The sequence below is a fragment of the Kribbella sp. NPDC004875 genome (genome assembly GCF_042873375.1).
Taxonomy (GTDB): Bacteria; Actinomycetota; Actinomycetes; order Propionibacteriales; family Kribbellaceae; genus Kribbella.
Genome location: NZ_JBIALI010000003.1, coordinates 668,256 through 682,916, shown reverse-complemented (window position 1 = coordinate 682,916; position 14,661 = coordinate 668,256). Strand labels below are relative to the sequence as shown.

The window sequence follows — 14,661 nt, the reverse complement described above, 5'->3', positions numbered from 1 at the left end:
GCTGGTTGTGACTCTCGACGCGCAGACGCAGGAGATGGTGGCCGCCAACGAGGCCGACTGGGACGCGAGGGCGCCGCTGCACGCGGCGAGCGACTTCTACGACCGGCCTGCCGAGTTCTGGTTCGCGGACTACGAGTGGGACGACCTCGGTCCGCTGGAGGGGCGCGACGTACTGCATCTGCAGTGTCATCTGGGGACGGAGACGGTCGCGTTCGCGCGGCGGGGCGCGCGGGCGGGCGGGCTCGACCTGTCGGAGAAGTCGCTGGAGGCGGCGCGGGGGATCGCTGCCGAGGCCGGAGTCGAGGTCGACTACGTGCACGCGAATGTGTACGAGGCGGTGCAGGCGGTCGGCGGCCGGCAGTTCGACATCGTCTACACGGGCAAGGGCGCGCTCTGTTATCTGCCTGATCTGAAGCAATGGGCCGAGGTTGTGCGGGAGCTGCTCAAACCGGGTGGCGTGCTGTACGTCGTCGAGTTCCATCCGTTGCTCAATGCGCTGCGGGAGGTTTCGCTCCCCGGTGAGTCGGACGATCTCGTGATCCGCGCCGACTACCTCGAAGGGCGCGGACCGATCGCGCACGACTCGACCGTCACCTACACCGGCGACGAGGTCCCCGGCCGCCAGACGAGCTACGAATGGCGGCACGGCCTCGGCGAGATCGTCACCACGCTCGCCGGTGCCGGCTTCCAACTCACCAGCCTGCGCGAATCCGAAGTGCTTCCCTGGCCCCGCTGGCCGTCCATGCAACAAACGCCCGAGGGCTGGTGGCGTCTACCGGACGAGGCGCCCCGAATCCCCCTCCTGTTCGCACTCAAGGCGACCAAGCCATGACCCGCGAGGCACGTCAACAGGACCTCATCACCTACTACTCCAACGAGCTCCGGGCCCGATCCGACCGCGCACTACCGGATGCGCGGGTAACCCGCCGTACCGCTTATCTCAGTCAGCTGCAGGCCGAGGGACGTCATTCAGTCCTGGAGATCGGCTGCGGCCCGGGCCGCGACGGCGAGGCGATCGCGTCGGCGGGCTTCGACTACACCGGAGTGGATCTGGCGCCGGCGAGCGTCGAGGCGTGTCGCGGACTCGGGCTGCGTGCGGAGGTGGCGTCGGTACTCGAGTTGCCGTTCGACGACGAGACGTTCGACGCCGGCTGGACGATGAGCACTCTGCTCCACGTGGCCGACGACGACCTCGACCTGGCGGTGCGGGAGATTGTCCGGGTGCTGCGGCCGGGTGCGGTGCTTGCGGTTGGGCTGTGGGGGAGTGCGGCGGGTGGCGAACGCGTCTGGCAGGACGAGTCGGGGTTCGGGCCTGGCCGCTTCTTCAGCATTCGGACCGACGAAGGATTGCGCGCCGTGCTGGCGGAACACGGTGTCGTGGAGGAGTGGCTCACCTGGGACGACCGCGAGGGGCCGATGCACTACCAGTGGGCGGTTGTGCGCGTCTGACGATGTTGCTGGTTACTGGCCACGTTTCTTCGGGCCTCGGAAGGCGACGTACACGAGTGCGACGCCGAAGGCGGCGATGATGGGGCCGATGGTGGCCCACAGGGTGCTGCCTGTCATTGAGCTGCCCTTGAGGTAGCCCAGGCCCTGCAGGGTCCAGACGCCGCCGACGGCGATGAGCAGGATGCCGAAGGCAATGGCGACGATCTTTCCCATGCTGCGAGGTTAGCCCAGCAGCTGGTCGCAGAGCTCCACGAGTTCCCGGCGGAGCGGCCTGGCGCGGTCGGCGAAGGAACGCTGGGCCGCCGTGTACTCCGCTTTGCCGGCCGGGGTCTCGATGCGCACGGGGGAGTAGCCGAGCTTCGCGAGATCGTACGGCGAGGCCTGCATGTCGAGGGTGCGGATGTCGCGGGCCAGCTCGAAGCAGTCCAGGAGCAGCGCGCTGGGGGTGAACGGCATCAGCTTCGTCGCCCACTTGTAGAGGTCCATGTTGGCGTGCAGGCAGCCGCCTTGTTCCAGGACCGGCTGCGACTCGCGGGTCGGCTGCAAGGCGTTGAGCGGCCGCGCCGGGTCGGTGAAGAAGCGGAACGCGTCGAAATGCGAGCAGCCGATCTTGTGCGACTCGACGACCTGATCGGTGCCCTCGGCCCCTAACCGGAGCGGCCAGGAGGCGTGCCGTACCTCCGGAGTCCGGTACACCATCGCCCATTCGTGCAATCCGAAGCAGCCGAACTGCGGTTGCCGGTCGAGCGTCGCCGCGAGCAGTCGCCGGATCCAGGTGATGCTGTCCGCGCGGCGCTCGATCTCGCCCGGGTCGAGCGCCGCGGTCCCGTCGGTCACGACGTACCCGCGGCGCTCGGCGTAGACCGCGGCGTCCTGGAGGTGGACGCCGGGACCGGGGTGCCAGATGCGGAGCTGGTTCGGACGGGTCGGGTAATAGGTGAAGAGGAAGTCCTCGACGGGGTGCGGTTCGCGGCGCCGCCGGCGTTCGAGATGACCGGCGAGCAGTACGTCGACCCGCTCGGTGTGTTCGGTCGCGTACGACGACCACTCGTCGAAGGGCAGCGTGACGGTCATACGTCGAGGGCGAAGGCGTAGAGATCGACGCCCGGGATCGGAGCCCAGTCCCGCTCGGGGATCCGGACGAACCCGAGACGCTCGTAGATCCGGTGGGCGGTGGTCATGTACTTCGCGCTGCTCATGACGATCCGCCGCAGGCCCTGCTCGCGGGTCCGCTCGATGCAGCGTTCGGTCAGCGCCCGGCCGATGCCCTGCCCGCGCGCCCGTCCCGCGACCCCGAGCATCCGGAACTCGCCCTCGTCGTCGCGCCCGATCTCGCGGTACACCGATCCCACCGGGCAATACGTGACCGTGCCGAGCAGTCCGTCACCGTCCGCGGCCACCCACAACTCCGCCTTGGCGGCCCGGTCAGCCGCCGCACGCAACGTCATCGCGTAATCACCACGAACGAAGCCATCGTGCGTATAGGCCTCCACGGTCAGCTCACCAACCGCGTCGTACTCCTCAGGCCCAGCCAGCCGAATCTCCGTGCTCACCACATAACTGTCTCATCCGCAACCGACGGTAGGCTCGGCCCGTGCGTATCGCCAGATTCTCCGTGGATGACGAGCCGAAGTACGGCGTCGTCGAGACCGACGACCCCGAAGGGCTCGCCGGTACTGTCAACGTGCTCGACTCGGACCCGCTGTACCGGTCGGCCCAGTTCACCGGGGAGAAGCTGCAACTGGCTGACGTCCGGCTGCTGGCGCCCGTGATCCCGCGCAGCAAGGTGGTCTGCGTCGGGCGGAACTACGCGGCACACGCGGCCGAGCTCGGCAACGACGTACCGACGCAGCCGATGATCTTCCTGAAGCCGAACACGAGTGTGATCGGCCCGCGGGACGGCATCGTCTACCCGGAGCAGACCAACGATCTGCACTTCGAGGGCGAGCTGGCGATCGTGATCGGCCGGATCTGCCGGGACCTGCCGAAGGAGCGGGTCAACGAGGTGATCTTCGGCTACACGATCGCGAACGACGTGACCGCGCGCGACCTGCAGAAGACCGACGGGCAGTGGGCCCGGGCCAAGGGGTACGACACGTTCTGCCCGCTCGGCCCGTGGATCAGCACCGAGCTCGACGTCTCGGACCTGCGGGTCACGACCGAGCTCAACGGCGAGACCAAGCAGGACGGGCGGACCTCGCAGTTCATCTTCGACATCCCGGAGGTGCTGGCCTACATCACCTCCTTCACCACGCTGCTGCCCGGCGACGTGGTGCTCACCGGCACCCCCGCGGGTGTCGGCCCGATGCTGCCCGGTGACGAGGTCTCGGTCAGCGTCGAAGGAATCGGCACTCTGACGAACAAGGTGATCGTGCGTGACTGACCGGGCCGACAAGGAGGTCCTGGGCGACCTGGAACCGCACCAGGTGCGGGTGCGGTTCCCACCGTCCCCGACCGGCCTGCTGACCGTCGGCAACATCCGCAGCGCCCTGTTCAACTGGGCCTTCGCCCGCCACTACGGCGGCAAGCTGGTGCTCCGGATCGAGGACACCGACACCGCGCGCAACACCGAGGAGGGCTACCGGTACACGCTCGAGTCGCTGCAGTGGCTCGGCCTGACCTGGGACGAAGGCCCCGACAACGGCGGCGACTACGGTCCGTACAAACAGTCCGAGCGGATGGACATCTACGCCGACGTCGTCGCGAAGCTGCTCGCGGCGGGCAAGGCGTATCACTGCTACTGCTCGCAGGAGGAGCTCGACCAGCGCCGTGAGGCCGCCCGCTCGGCCGGCCAGCACAGCGGGTACGACGGTCATTGCCGCACCATCACCCCCGAGCAGATCCAGGCGTACGTCGACGAGGGCCGGCGGCCCGTGGTGCGACTGCGGATGCCGGACCGCCCGATCGTGTTCGACGACCTGGTCCGTGGCGAGATCACCTTCCTCCCGGAGAACCTCGGCGACTACGTCCTGGTCCGGGCGAACGGTTACCCGCTCTACCCGCTGGTGAACCCGGTCGACGACGCGCTGATGGAGATCACCCACGTGCTGCGCGGTGAGGACCTGCTGTCGTCGACGCCGCGGCAGATCGCGCTCTACGAGGCGCTCGCCGAGATCGGCATCGGCGGCGGCCGGATCCCGAAGTTCGGGCACCTGCCGTTCGTGATGGGGACCGAGGGCAACAAGAAGCTGTCCAAGCGCGACCCGGGCGCCGGCCTCGGCGAGTACATGGAGCGCGGCTTCCTGCCCGAGGGCCTGCTGAACTACCTGGCGCTGCTCGGCTGGTCGATCGCCGAGGACCGCGACGTGTTCACGATGGCGGAGATGGTCGCGGCGTTCGACATCCGCAAGGTGAACGCGAACTCGGCCCGCTTCGACCCGAAGAAGTGCGAGGCGATCAACGCCGCGCACATGCGGATGCTGCCGCCGGAGGAGTTCGCGCAGCGGATGATCCCGTTCCTCGCCGAGGCCGGGCTGCTGCCGGCCCAGCCGTCGGACGAGCAGCTCGCCGTACTGCGCGGCGTCGTACCGCTGGTGCAGGAGCGGATGAACGCGCTCGGGGAGTCCGTCGAGATGGTCGGGTTCCTTTTCGTCGACGACGCGTCGTTCACGATCGACCCGGACGCGGCCGCGAAGGTGCTGACCGGAGACGCCGGCGCCGTCCTGGATGCGTCGGCGAAGGCGCTCGCGGACGTCGAGTGGACGACCGCGGCGATCGAGGCCGCGCTGCGCGCCGCGCTGATCGACGGGCTCGGGCTGAAGCCGAAGAACGCGTTCGGTCCGGTCCGGGTGGCGATCTCGGGCCGCCGGATCTCGCCGCCGCTGTTCGAGTCGCTCGAGCTGCTCGGACGGGAGACGTCGCTGCGCCGGCTCGAGCAGGCCCGGCGTACGACGTCATGACCGTGCCCGCGAAGGACCAGACCCGGAACGGTACGAAGTACCAGGACCTGCTCCGCACCCCCGAGGCACCCCGTGGGTACGTCGTCCTCGGGTCGCTGGCGATCCTGGTCGGCTGGATGATCGCCAGTCTGATCATCCTCGGCGCCCAGCAGGCGATCCGGACCGATCCCGAGGGCACCATGTCGTGGTTCGGGCTGCTGGCCACGAACCTGTCGCTGATCGTGCTGATCCCGCTCAGCATCCTGGTCGCCCGCAAACTCAACCGCCAGGCACCGGGGCTGTTGTCGTCGGTGGCCGGCGGGCTGCGCTGGCGGCCGCTGGCGTGGTTCGCGCTGGCCGCGATCGTGATCGAGTTGCTGGCGCTGGCGGTCGTGCAGTTCGGCAACATCGAGCTCGCGACCGGCGAGCGGCACAGCGGCGGCGCGGCGTCCGATGCGATCGCGGTGATCGTCGTCACGCTGCTCACCTCGACGTTCCAGGCTGCTGGCGAGGAGTACTACTTCCGTGGCTATCTGCTGCAGGCGATGGGCGCACTGGCCCGGAGCAGCGTGGTCGTCGTCCTCGTGACCGCCCTGATCTTCACCGCCGCGCACGGGATCTGGCCGTGGCAGAGTCCGGCACTCTTCCTGGACCGGTTCGCGTTCGGGCTCGTCGCCGGGGTGCTCGTGGTCCGCACGGGCGGCCTGGAGGCCGGCATCGCGGGGCATGCGGCGAACAACGTGGTGACGTTCGTGTTCGCGGCCCTGACCAACAGCGTCGGCGCGAGCCTCGGGGTCAAGGACGCGCCGTGGTCGCTGGTCACCGTCGACGTGGTGAAGTTCGTGGCGTTCGGCGCGGTCGCACTGTGGATCGCGGGCCGGATGAACCTGACGACCGAGCGCGTGAAGAGTCAGGTGTGACAGGAGTGACAACGCGCCGGAGGGACCCCGTTTTGGTGTCCGGTCGGATGCTCGGGTAAGCTCTCCGAGCCGGGTTGGTGAGGGCGGAAACAAACTCTCCAGCTCAGTGAAATGCCTTTGGGGTATGGGGTAATTGGCAGCCCGTCTGATTCTGGTTCAGTTAGTCTAGGTTCGAGTCCTAGTACCCCAGCGGATTGGACCGCACCGATGGAAATCGGTAGAGTTCAACCTCGTTGCCCGGGCCGAAAGGTCCGGATGACAAACCTCTGGCCCCGTTGTGTAGCGGCCTAGCACGCCGCCCTCTCAAGGCGGTAGCGCGGGTTCGAATCCCGTCGGGGCTACCAGAGAAACAGCGCCTCCCACCATTCGGTGGGAGGCGCTGTTGCGTTGCGCCGGGGGTGGGCGCGGGGCGGGGTGGGCTCGGCGGGTGGCCGGCGGCGTCGGGCTCTCGGTAGGCGAGTTCTGCGGAACAAAAAGTGCGGTGGGTGGCGAAAAGTTTCCGCACAGCGGGAGTGGTGGACACTCTCGGGTCTAAGCGCTTAGAGTCTAAGCGCTTAGACCCTCCTCCGGCCGTTCTGGCCCGTCGTTGAAAGGGGATCGCCGTGCCGCGGAACCTCTTCGCCCGTCCCGCCGCCCTGATCGCCGCCCTCGGTGCGACCGCCCTGCTCGCCGCCGGCTGCGGCGGTACGTCGGACTCCGGTACGCCGGCCGCCGTCGACCAAGGCCCGCAGACCGGGACCGTCACGTTCGCCGGGACCGACAACGCCGAGACCTACCAGCCCGTGATCAAGGCCTTCGAGGCGAAGCACCCGGGGATCAAGGTCACGTACACGCAGATCCCGTTCGACCAGTTCAACGCGACGATGCAGCAGCGGCTGAGCGCGAAGGACACCGGGATCGACGTCTACACGGTCGACGAGCCGCGGGTCTCGCAGCTCGCCGCCAAGGGTTTCCTGACCGACCTCAGTGATCTCGACGACCGAGTGAAGAGCTCGGTGAGCGCGACGGCGTACAAGACCAATCACTTCCGCGACAAGCTGTGGTCGGTGCCGATGTGGAACTCGACCCAGTACCTCTTCTACAACAAGACCGCGCTGGCGAAGGCGAAGGTGACGCCGCCGACCGCGGACCCGCAGCAGCGCTGGACCTGGGAGCAGACCGAGGCGGCCGGCCGGAAGGCGATGCAGGCGGGCGCGACGAAGTACGGACTGTTCATGGAGCAGCTCGACATGTACTACCAGCTGCAGCCGCTGGCCGAGTCGCTCGGCGGCGGCTCCGGGATCGAGGGTGACGACGCCCTGACGCCCGCCGTCGAGACCGACGGCTGGAAGAAGGCGATGCAGTGGTACGGCGCCACGTTCGCGAGCGGACTGTCGCCGCGCGGGATCGGTGGGTTCCAGACCGGTCCGGTGTTCGCGGCCGGTGACGTCGCGTTCTTCGTCGGCGGACCGTGGGACCTGAAGATCTTCGGCAGCTCCAAGATCGACTGGGGCGTCGCGCCGCTGCCGTACTTCCAGGGCGGCAAGCCGGTCACGCCGACCGGCTCCTGGTCGCTCGGCATCAACCCGGCGTCGAAGCAGCAGGGGATGGCCCGCAAGTTCCTCGAGTTCGCGACCCTCGACCCGGCCGGCAACCTGGCCACGACGAGCACGACGACGATCATCCCGGCGAACCTCGACGCGCAGAAGCAGTACACCCCGCAGATGGACCGCTTCTCGGGCGCGAAGACCGCCGGCGCCGCCGCGATCACGACGTACGAGAGTGAGCACACCGCGGTGTCGCGGCCGGTGAGCGTCGGGTACATCCAGTTCGAGGAAGTCATGGGGAAGGCGTTCGCCGACATCCGCAACGGGACGAACCCGGACGCGCGGCTGCAGGAGGCGACGCGGCAGCTGACCGAGGCCTGGAAGTCCATCAAGTGAGGCAGCGGCAGGGGCTCATCGCCCTGGCCTTCCTGGCGCCCGCGCTGGTCTGTCTCGCCGTACTGCGGATCGTGCCGGCGATCTCGGCCGTGACCGAGAGCTTCTACACCGAGAGTCTGCTGCGCGGCGGGCGGGTGTTCGCCGGGCTGGGCAACTACACGGATCTGCTGGCGAACAAGGACTTGCGCCAGTCGGTCGGCGTGACGCTGCTCTTCACGGTCCTGGTCAACCCGATCCAGGTGGTCGTCTCGTTCCTGCTGGCGGTCCTCTTCACCCAGAAAGCGGCCGGCTCGAAGCTCTGGCGGACGCTGGTGATCCTGCCGATCGCGACCCCGCCCGCGGTGTCGGCGGTGATCTGGAGTGTCATCTACCGACCGGACGGCCTCGCGAACGGCGTACTCGAGCGACTCGGTCTCCCGGCACAGCCGTTCCTCACGTCGTCCGGCCAGGTGTTGCCGTCGCTGATCGTGCTGCTCTCGTGGATCGGCGTCGGGTACTGGATGCTCTTCCTGATCGCGGGCATCCAGGAGGTCCCGGTCGAAGTACGGGAGGCCGCGCTGCTCGACGGCGCGGGAGCCTGGCGCCGGATGGTGTCGGTCATCCTCCCGCTGGTACGCCGGCCCCTCGCCTTCGTACTCGTCGCCGACACGGTCTCGAACCTGCTCGTGTTCGCCCCAGTCCAGATCCTCACCAAGGGCGGCCCGAACGGCAACAGCAACCTGTTGATGTACGACGTCTACACCCGCGCCTACGCGATCGGCGACATCCACGTCGCGCAGGCCGAAGTGGTCATCCTGGTCGCGCTGACGCTCGTCATCGTGGCGGGACAGTTCCGGTTGTTGCGCGGTGACCAGTGAAGCGGGTCAGCCTCTCGGTCCTCGGCGGAGTCGTCGGCCTGCTGTTCTTCCTGCCGCTGCTGTGGGTCGTGACGAACTCGCTGCGGCCGGGCTCGGAGACGTTCGCCAACCTCAGTCCACTGTCCTGGCAGACGTTCTTCGAGTTGCGGCCGACCCTGACCAACTACTCGTCCTTGCTGAGCAGCGACATCGGTCGCGCCACGCTCAACTCGATCGTCGTCAGTGCCGCCACGGTCGTGATCGGGCTCGCCGTCTGCGCGACCGCGGCGTTCGGGCTGGCGGCGTTCGAGTTCCGCGGGCGTGGGCTGGTGTTCGGGATCGTCGTACTCAGCTTCCTGGTGCCGTTCGACGCGATCGCGATCCCGCTGTCGACGATGTTCCGGGACTGGCACCTGACCAACACGTTCACCGGCCTGGTGCTGCCCGGGATCGGCAACGGGATGGCGATCTTCCTGCTCCGGCAGTTCTTCCTCGGCATCCCGGCCGAACTGGTCGAGGCCGGGCGGCTCGACGGGCTCGGCTGGTTCGGCGTCTTCCGCTGGATCTACCTGCCGCTGTCCAAGCCCGCGCTGATCGGCGCCGGCCTGATGCTGTTCCTGTTCCAGTGGCAGTCGTACGTCTGGCCGCTGCTGATCGGCACCGACGCGCGGCACATCCTCGGTCCGGTCGCGCTCTCGAACCTGCAGGGCCAGAATTTCACCGACTACGGTCTCGTGTTCGCGGGGGCCGTCGTCCTGACCGTCATCCCGCTGGTCGTCATTGCCGGCTTCCAGCGGTACTTCGTCCAGTCCGTCTCGAGTAGCGGCCTGAAATAGGGAGACCATGCAATCCGTGCGATCCATCATCCTGGACACCGATATCGGGTCCGACGTCGACGACGCGATGGCGCTCGCCCAGATCCTGGGCAGCCCCGAACTCGATCTGCTCGAGGTCCACACCGTGTACGGCGACACCCGGCTGCGGGCGCAGTTGGCTCGTCGGTACGGCGTCCTCGCGGGCCGCGAACTGGACGTCGTACCAGGGGTTGTGCAGCCCGTGTCGGGGCGTGCGGTCTGGTGGGCCGGGCACGAGGGCACGCTGCACGACGACCTGGAGCGCGAGACGATCAGCGCGGGCAGTGCGCCCGAGCGGCTGGTCGCACGGCTGCGAGCGCAACCTGGTGAGCTCGACGTCGCGGCGATCGGACCGCTGACCAACCTTGCCGCCGCGCTGGCGCTCGAACCCGAGGCTGCGCGCTGGATCCGGCATCTGTGGGTGATGGGCGGCTCGTTCGGTGACGAGGTGCCGGAGCACAACTTCAAGTCCGACGACGTCGCGGCGCAGACCGTCCTGAGCGCGGGCATCCCGACCACGATCACCGGTCTGGAGATCACGCGTCAGGTGACGATCGAGTCCGCGCGCCTGGAGCGGATCCGGGCCGCGGGTGCCTTGGGTGCGGCCTTGGGCGCGGACATCGAGCAGTGGTGGGCGTTCTGGAGCGAGACCTGGAACGTGCCGCACGACCCGATCGCCGTCCTGACCCTGAGCCGGCCGGAACTGTTCACGTTCTCGGAACCGGGCCGGATCACGATCGCGGTCGGCGGGGAACAGGCCGGGCACAGCACGTTCACCGCGGATCCCGAGGGCACCGTGCGGATTGTCACGGGGGTCGACGCCGAGCAGGTGGCCGAGGAGATCACGGCCCGCATCGTGGCCGCGGGCGCGGCCTGTCCCGCGGCGGATGGGGAAATCGATGGCGACCGCGCGTGACGTCGCGGAGCGGGCCGGCACGTCCACCGCGGTCGTCAGCTACGTCTTCAACAACGGCCCCCGGCCGGTGTCGGCGGAGACCCGCCGGCGCGTGCTGGAGGCCGCGGCGGAGCTGGACTACCGGCCGAACATCCTCGCCCGCGCCCTGAGTGCGGGACGCACCTACTCGCTCGGTCTGCTGATCCCGCAGATCCGCAACCCGTACTTCGCCACGCTGGCCGAACACCTGGAGAGCTTCGCCCGGCAGCACGACCACCTGCTGCTGATCGGTGACTCGGCCGGCGATCCCGAGCAGGAGTCGGCGCACATCGGATCGTTCATCGAGCGCAAGGTCGACGGCGTCGTGCTCGTCTCGTTGCTGGTCGAGCCCGCGATCCAGCGGTTCGCGGCGGCCGGCGTACCGGTCGTTGCCCTGCACCCCGTTCCCGAGGGGGTGACCGTGTCGACGCTGTCCATCGACTACGTCGCCGCCGCCGAGGGCGCCGCCGAGCACCTGCTGTCCCACGGCTACCGCACCCTCGGGATCGTCACCGGTCCCGAGGAATCACCGGGTACGGCGGAACACCGCAGCGGTATCGAGAACGCACTGAAGGCGCACCCCCGGGCCTCGGCTCGGTACGTCGCCGCGCCGGTGTCACGGTTCGCGGCGCGGGACGCCGTACGGGCGTGGTTCGAACAGAAGCGGCCGCCGCGGGCGATCTACTGTTCGACGGACGAGCAGGCGTTCGGCGTGCTGTTCGCGGCATGGGAAGCCGGACTGCGGGTGCCGGAAGACGTGGCGGTGATGGGTTTCGACGGCACCAGCGAGTGCACGGTGACGATCCCGCCGTTGGCCAGCGTCCGGCAGCCGATCGAGGAGACCGCGCGGAGCGCCGTCGAGCTGTTGCTCGACCGGTCCGACCGGGCGGCGGCACGGCACGTGCTCGACTACGGGCTGGTCCCCAGCACGTCCTGCGGTTGTTAGCCCCGTCGCCGGACGGCGCCGGGGGAGGTGGTCAGGCGGGTGACGGGCTGGTTTCTGCCGGGCCGGCCGCGACGTGGCGCACGGACAGGGCGACGCCGATCAGCACGGCGCCCCAGACCAGGGCCGAGATCCCCAGCAGTACGGCGATACTCACCGCGCCGGCGCCCGGCCGAGCGGCGAACAGCACGCCGATCAGCAACGACAACAGACCGTTCACGACCAGCAGCCAGCGCGGCATCACCTGCTGACTGCTGAAGGCCCCGGCGAGCTCGAAGACGCCCCGGACGATCAGCCAGATCCCGAGGATCCAGGTCAGCGTCGCCGCGGTCATCCCGGGGCTGGTGATCGCGAAGAAGGCCGCCAGCAACGCGATCACGCCGAGCGTCACCAGCCAGAGCCGGCTACCGCGGGACTCCCGCTGGAAGGCCTGCACGATCGAGCCGATGCCGTCGGCGAGGGCCCAGAAGCCCCACAGCAGCGCCAGCGCGATCGCCGTGTGGATCGGCCACACGATCGCGAGCACACCGAACACGATGCCGAGCACGCCCCGCACGAGCAGCATCTTCCATCCGAGAGTCAGCCAGTCTCGCTCCATGTCGGACCTCCTTGAGGGGTTTAACCCTCATGGTGATCCCAGTTACGCCGCGTGACAACCACCCGTGACAACTACTCCGATGCCCGCCGCAGGGCCTCGGAGAGTCGCTCGGCGGCCGCCATCACGGCGGGAGCGTGCATCCGGCCGGGCTGCCGGGACAGCCGCTCGATCGGGCCGGAGACCGACACCGCGGCGATCACCTTGCCGCTGGGGGAGCGGACCGGGGCGGACACCGAGGCCACGCCCTGCTCGCGCTCACCGACCGAGTGCGCCCAGCCGCGCCGCCGGACACCGGCCAGCGCGGCGGCGTTGAAGGAAGCGTTGTGGAGGCCGCGGTGCATCCGCTCCGGGTCCTCCCAGGCCAGCAGTATCTGGGCGGCAGACCCGGCCGCCATCGTCAGCTGGCTGCCGACCGGGACGGTGTCGCGGAGACCGGACGGTCGCTCGGCGGCGGCAACGCACACCCGGTACTCACCCTGGCGGCGGAACAGCTGCGCGGATTCACCGGTGATGTCCCGCAGTCGCGCCAGCACCGGGCCGGCGGTGGCGAGCAGCCGGTCCTCACCGGCGGCGGAGGCCAACTCGCTGAGTCGCGGCCCGAGCACGAAGCGGCCCTGCATGTCGCGACCGACCAGGCGGTGGTGCTCGAGAGCGACTGCCAGCCGGTGCGCCGTCGGGCGGGCCAGCCCCGTCGCCGCCACCAGGCCGGCCAGGGTCGCCGGCCCGGACTCCAGGGCGGACAGAACGAGGGCTGCTTTGTCGAGAACACCGACTCCGCTAGAGTTGTCCATGAGACGATACTGCCGTCTCGAATCGTGGAACGCAAGTCGCTTCCGGGGACCAATCGAGAGCACTGTGAGCGAAAGCACCACAATCCAATCTCAAAGGAGAGTCTGATGGGTAGGACGTTGTCGGAAAAGGTCTGGGATGCGCATGTCGTGCGCCATGCCGACGGAGAACCCGACCTCCTCTACATCGACCTCCACCTGGTCCACGAGGTGACGAGTCCGCAGGCGTTCGACGGGCTGCGGCTGGCCGGCCGGTCGGTACGCCGTCCCGACCTGACGATCGCCACCGAGGACCACAACGTCCCGACGTTCGACGTGGACAAGCCGATCGCCGACCCGGTGTCGCGCACCCAGGTGGACACGCTGCGGAAGAACGCCGAGGAGTTCGGCATCCGGATCCACACCCTCGGCGACCCGGACCAGGGTGTCGTCCACGTGATCGGCCCGCAGCTCGGCCTGACCCAGCCCGGCATGACCGTGGTGTGTGGTGACAGCCACACCTCGACCCACGGTGCCTTCGGGGCGATTGCCTTCGGCATCGGTACCAGCGAGGTCGAGCACGTGCTCGCCACCCAGACGCTGATGCAGGCCCGGCCGAAGACGATGGCCGTCACTGTCGACGGCGTCCTGCCGGACGGGGTCTCGGCCAAGGACCTGGTGCTGGCGCTGATCGCGAAGGTCGGCACCGGCGGCGGCCAGGGCTACATCGTCGAGTACCGCGGCGAGGCGATCCGGGCGCTCAGCATGGAGGCCCGGATGACGATCTGCAACATGTCGATCGAGTGGGGCGCCAAGGCCGGCATGATCGCGCCGGACGAGACCACCTTCGAGTACCTGAAGGGCAAGCCGCACGCGCCTGAAGGCGTCGACTGGGAGGCCGCCGTCGAGTACTGGAAGAGCCTGGCGACCGACGAGGACGCGACCTTCGACCGTGAGGTCGTGATCCGCGCCGAGGAGATCGCGCCGTTCGTCACCTGGGGGACGAACCCGGGTCAGGGCCTCCCGCTGTCGGCCAGCGTGCCGTCGCCGGACGACTTCGACAACCCCAACGACAAGGCCGCGGCCGAGCGTGCCCTGGAGTACATGGGCCTGACCGCCGGTACGCCGCTGCGCGAGATCCACGTGGACACGGTGTTCCTGGGCTCCTGTACCAACGGCCGGATCGAGGACCTGCGGGCCGCGGCCGGCGTGCTGGCCGGCCGGAAGGTTGCCGAGGGCACCCGGATGCTGGTGGTCCCGGGCTCCGGCCGGGTCCGGCTGCAGGCCGAGGCCGAGGGCCTGGACACGATCTTCAAGGACGCCGGCGCCGAATGGCGGGGCGCGGGCTGCTCGATGTGCCTGGGGATGAACCCGGACACGCTGGCCCCGGGGGAGCGCAGCGCCTCCACCTCGAACCGGAACTTCGAAGGCCGCCAGGGCAAGGGTGGCCGGACCCACCTGGTGTCGCCGCTGGTCGCCGCCGCGACCGCCGTCACCGGGACGCTGGCCGCTCCGGCCGACCTGCCGCCCGTCGCCGTACCCGCGAACGCCTGAGGAGCA

The 14,661-nt window shown here is 69.0% G+C and carries 16 protein-coding genes and 2 tRNA genes; 13 read left to right on the top strand and 5 right to left on the bottom strand.

Annotated elements, in window-relative coordinates; translation table 11 throughout:
• The first annotated feature begins 7 nt into the window (after positions 1–7).
• Positions 8–832 carry a class I SAM-dependent methyltransferase gene (locus tag ACFYRH_RS20475; protein ID WP_387777183.1) on the top strand — a complete coding sequence of 275 codons (825 nt, stop codon included), beginning with the start codon at positions 8–10 and terminating at the stop codon, positions 830–832.
• Positions 829–1,449, top strand: a complete 621-nt coding sequence (locus tag ACFYRH_RS20470) for a class I SAM-dependent methyltransferase (protein ID WP_387777180.1) — start codon at positions 829–831, stop codon at positions 1,447–1,449. The genes ACFYRH_RS20475 and ACFYRH_RS20470 overlap by 4 nt, the downstream gene beginning before the upstream one ends.
• A 12-nt stretch (positions 1,450–1,461) precedes the next feature.
• Here ACFYRH_RS20470 and ACFYRH_RS20465 read toward each other — a convergent pair whose 3' ends face one another.
• From ACFYRH_RS20465 to ACFYRH_RS20455, 3 genes are read right to left on the bottom strand one after another with little or no spacing between them, the layout of a single operon-like run.
• The gene (locus ACFYRH_RS20465) at positions 1,462–1,662 is read right to left on the bottom strand and encodes a hypothetical protein (RefSeq protein ID WP_387777177.1); all 201 of its coding nucleotides are present in this window, start codon (positions 1,660–1,662) and stop codon (positions 1,462–1,464) included.
• A 9-nt stretch (positions 1,663–1,671) separates the two neighbouring features.
• On the bottom strand, positions 1,672–2,523 hold the full coding sequence (locus ACFYRH_RS20460) for a 3-methyladenine DNA glycosylase (RefSeq protein ID WP_387777174.1): 852 nt from the start codon (positions 2,521–2,523) through the stop codon (positions 1,672–1,674).
• Complete coding sequence (locus ACFYRH_RS20455; RefSeq protein WP_387777171.1) at positions 2,520–3,002, bottom strand: GNAT family N-acetyltransferase; 483 nt, start codon at positions 3,000–3,002, stop codon at positions 2,520–2,522. The genes ACFYRH_RS20460 and ACFYRH_RS20455 overlap by 4 nt, the downstream gene beginning before the upstream one ends.
• Positions 3,003–3,043: 41 nt before the next feature.
• Between ACFYRH_RS20455 and ACFYRH_RS20450 the strand changes: the two genes are divergently transcribed.
• The 10 genes from ACFYRH_RS20450 (at position 3,044) to ACFYRH_RS20405 (ending at position 11,739) form a co-directional block, all read left to right on the top strand.
• The gene (locus ACFYRH_RS20450) at positions 3,044–3,832 is read left to right on the top strand and encodes a fumarylacetoacetate hydrolase family protein (protein ID WP_387777168.1); all 789 of its coding nucleotides are present in this window, start codon (positions 3,044–3,046) and stop codon (positions 3,830–3,832) included.
• Positions 3,825–5,348: a glutamate--tRNA ligase gene (gene gltX / locus ACFYRH_RS20445; protein WP_387777165.1), complete on the top strand. Its 1,524-nt coding sequence runs from the start codon at positions 3,825–3,827 to the stop codon at positions 5,346–5,348. Before ACFYRH_RS20450 ends, gltX begins: the two co-directional genes overlap by 8 nt.
• Positions 5,345–6,247, top strand: a complete 903-nt coding sequence (locus tag ACFYRH_RS20440; protein ID WP_387777162.1) for a CPBP family intramembrane glutamic endopeptidase — start codon at positions 5,345–5,347, stop codon at positions 6,245–6,247. The genes gltX and ACFYRH_RS20440 overlap by 4 nt, the downstream gene beginning before the upstream one ends.
• Positions 6,248–6,365: 118 nt before the next feature.
• Positions 6,366–6,437: transfer RNA gene (locus ACFYRH_RS20435), tRNA-Gln, on the top strand.
• Between the two features lie 78 nt (positions 6,438–6,515).
• Positions 6,516–6,591, top strand: a tRNA-Glu gene (locus ACFYRH_RS20430).
• Between the two features lie 258 nt (positions 6,592–6,849).
• Positions 6,850–8,169, top strand: coding sequence for an extracellular solute-binding protein (locus ACFYRH_RS20425; protein WP_387777159.1), 1,320 nt, complete (start codon positions 6,850–6,852; stop codon positions 8,167–8,169).
• Positions 8,166–9,026, top strand: coding sequence for a carbohydrate ABC transporter permease (locus tag ACFYRH_RS20420; protein WP_387777157.1), 861 nt, complete (start codon positions 8,166–8,168; stop codon positions 9,024–9,026). The genes ACFYRH_RS20425 and ACFYRH_RS20420 overlap by 4 nt, the downstream gene beginning before the upstream one ends.
• Positions 9,023–9,841 (top strand): carbohydrate ABC transporter permease, encoded by an 819-nt coding sequence (locus tag ACFYRH_RS20415; RefSeq protein ID WP_387777155.1) that lies wholly within the window; start codon positions 9,023–9,025, stop codon positions 9,839–9,841. Before ACFYRH_RS20420 ends, ACFYRH_RS20415 begins: the two co-directional genes overlap by 4 nt.
• Before the next feature lie 16 nt (positions 9,842–9,857).
• Positions 9,858–10,775 (top strand): nucleoside hydrolase, encoded by a 918-nt coding sequence (locus ACFYRH_RS20410; RefSeq protein ID WP_387777152.1) that lies wholly within the window; start codon positions 9,858–9,860, stop codon positions 10,773–10,775.
• A complete protein-coding gene (locus ACFYRH_RS20405; RefSeq protein ID WP_387777149.1) occupies positions 10,759–11,739 on the top strand; it encodes a LacI family DNA-binding transcriptional regulator in 981 nt (326 codons plus the stop codon). Before ACFYRH_RS20410 ends, ACFYRH_RS20405 begins: the two co-directional genes overlap by 17 nt.
• Positions 11,740–11,770: 31 nt before the next feature.
• Here ACFYRH_RS20405 and ACFYRH_RS20400 read toward each other — a convergent pair whose 3' ends face one another.
• Positions 11,771–12,334 (bottom strand): HdeD family acid-resistance protein, encoded by a 564-nt coding sequence (locus tag ACFYRH_RS20400; RefSeq protein WP_387777146.1) that lies wholly within the window; start codon positions 12,332–12,334, stop codon positions 11,771–11,773.
• Between the two features lie 71 nt (positions 12,335–12,405).
• A complete protein-coding gene (locus ACFYRH_RS20395) occupies positions 12,406–13,125 on the bottom strand; it encodes an IclR family transcriptional regulator (RefSeq protein WP_130387568.1) in 720 nt (239 codons plus the stop codon).
• 105 nt (positions 13,126–13,230) lie between these two features.
• Between ACFYRH_RS20395 and leuC the strand changes: the two genes are divergently transcribed.
• Positions 13,231–14,655 (top strand): 3-isopropylmalate dehydratase large subunit, encoded by a 1,425-nt coding sequence (gene leuC / locus ACFYRH_RS20390; RefSeq protein ID WP_387777143.1) that lies wholly within the window; start codon positions 13,231–13,233, stop codon positions 14,653–14,655.
• The last annotated feature ends 6 nt before the right edge of the window (positions 14,656–14,661 follow it).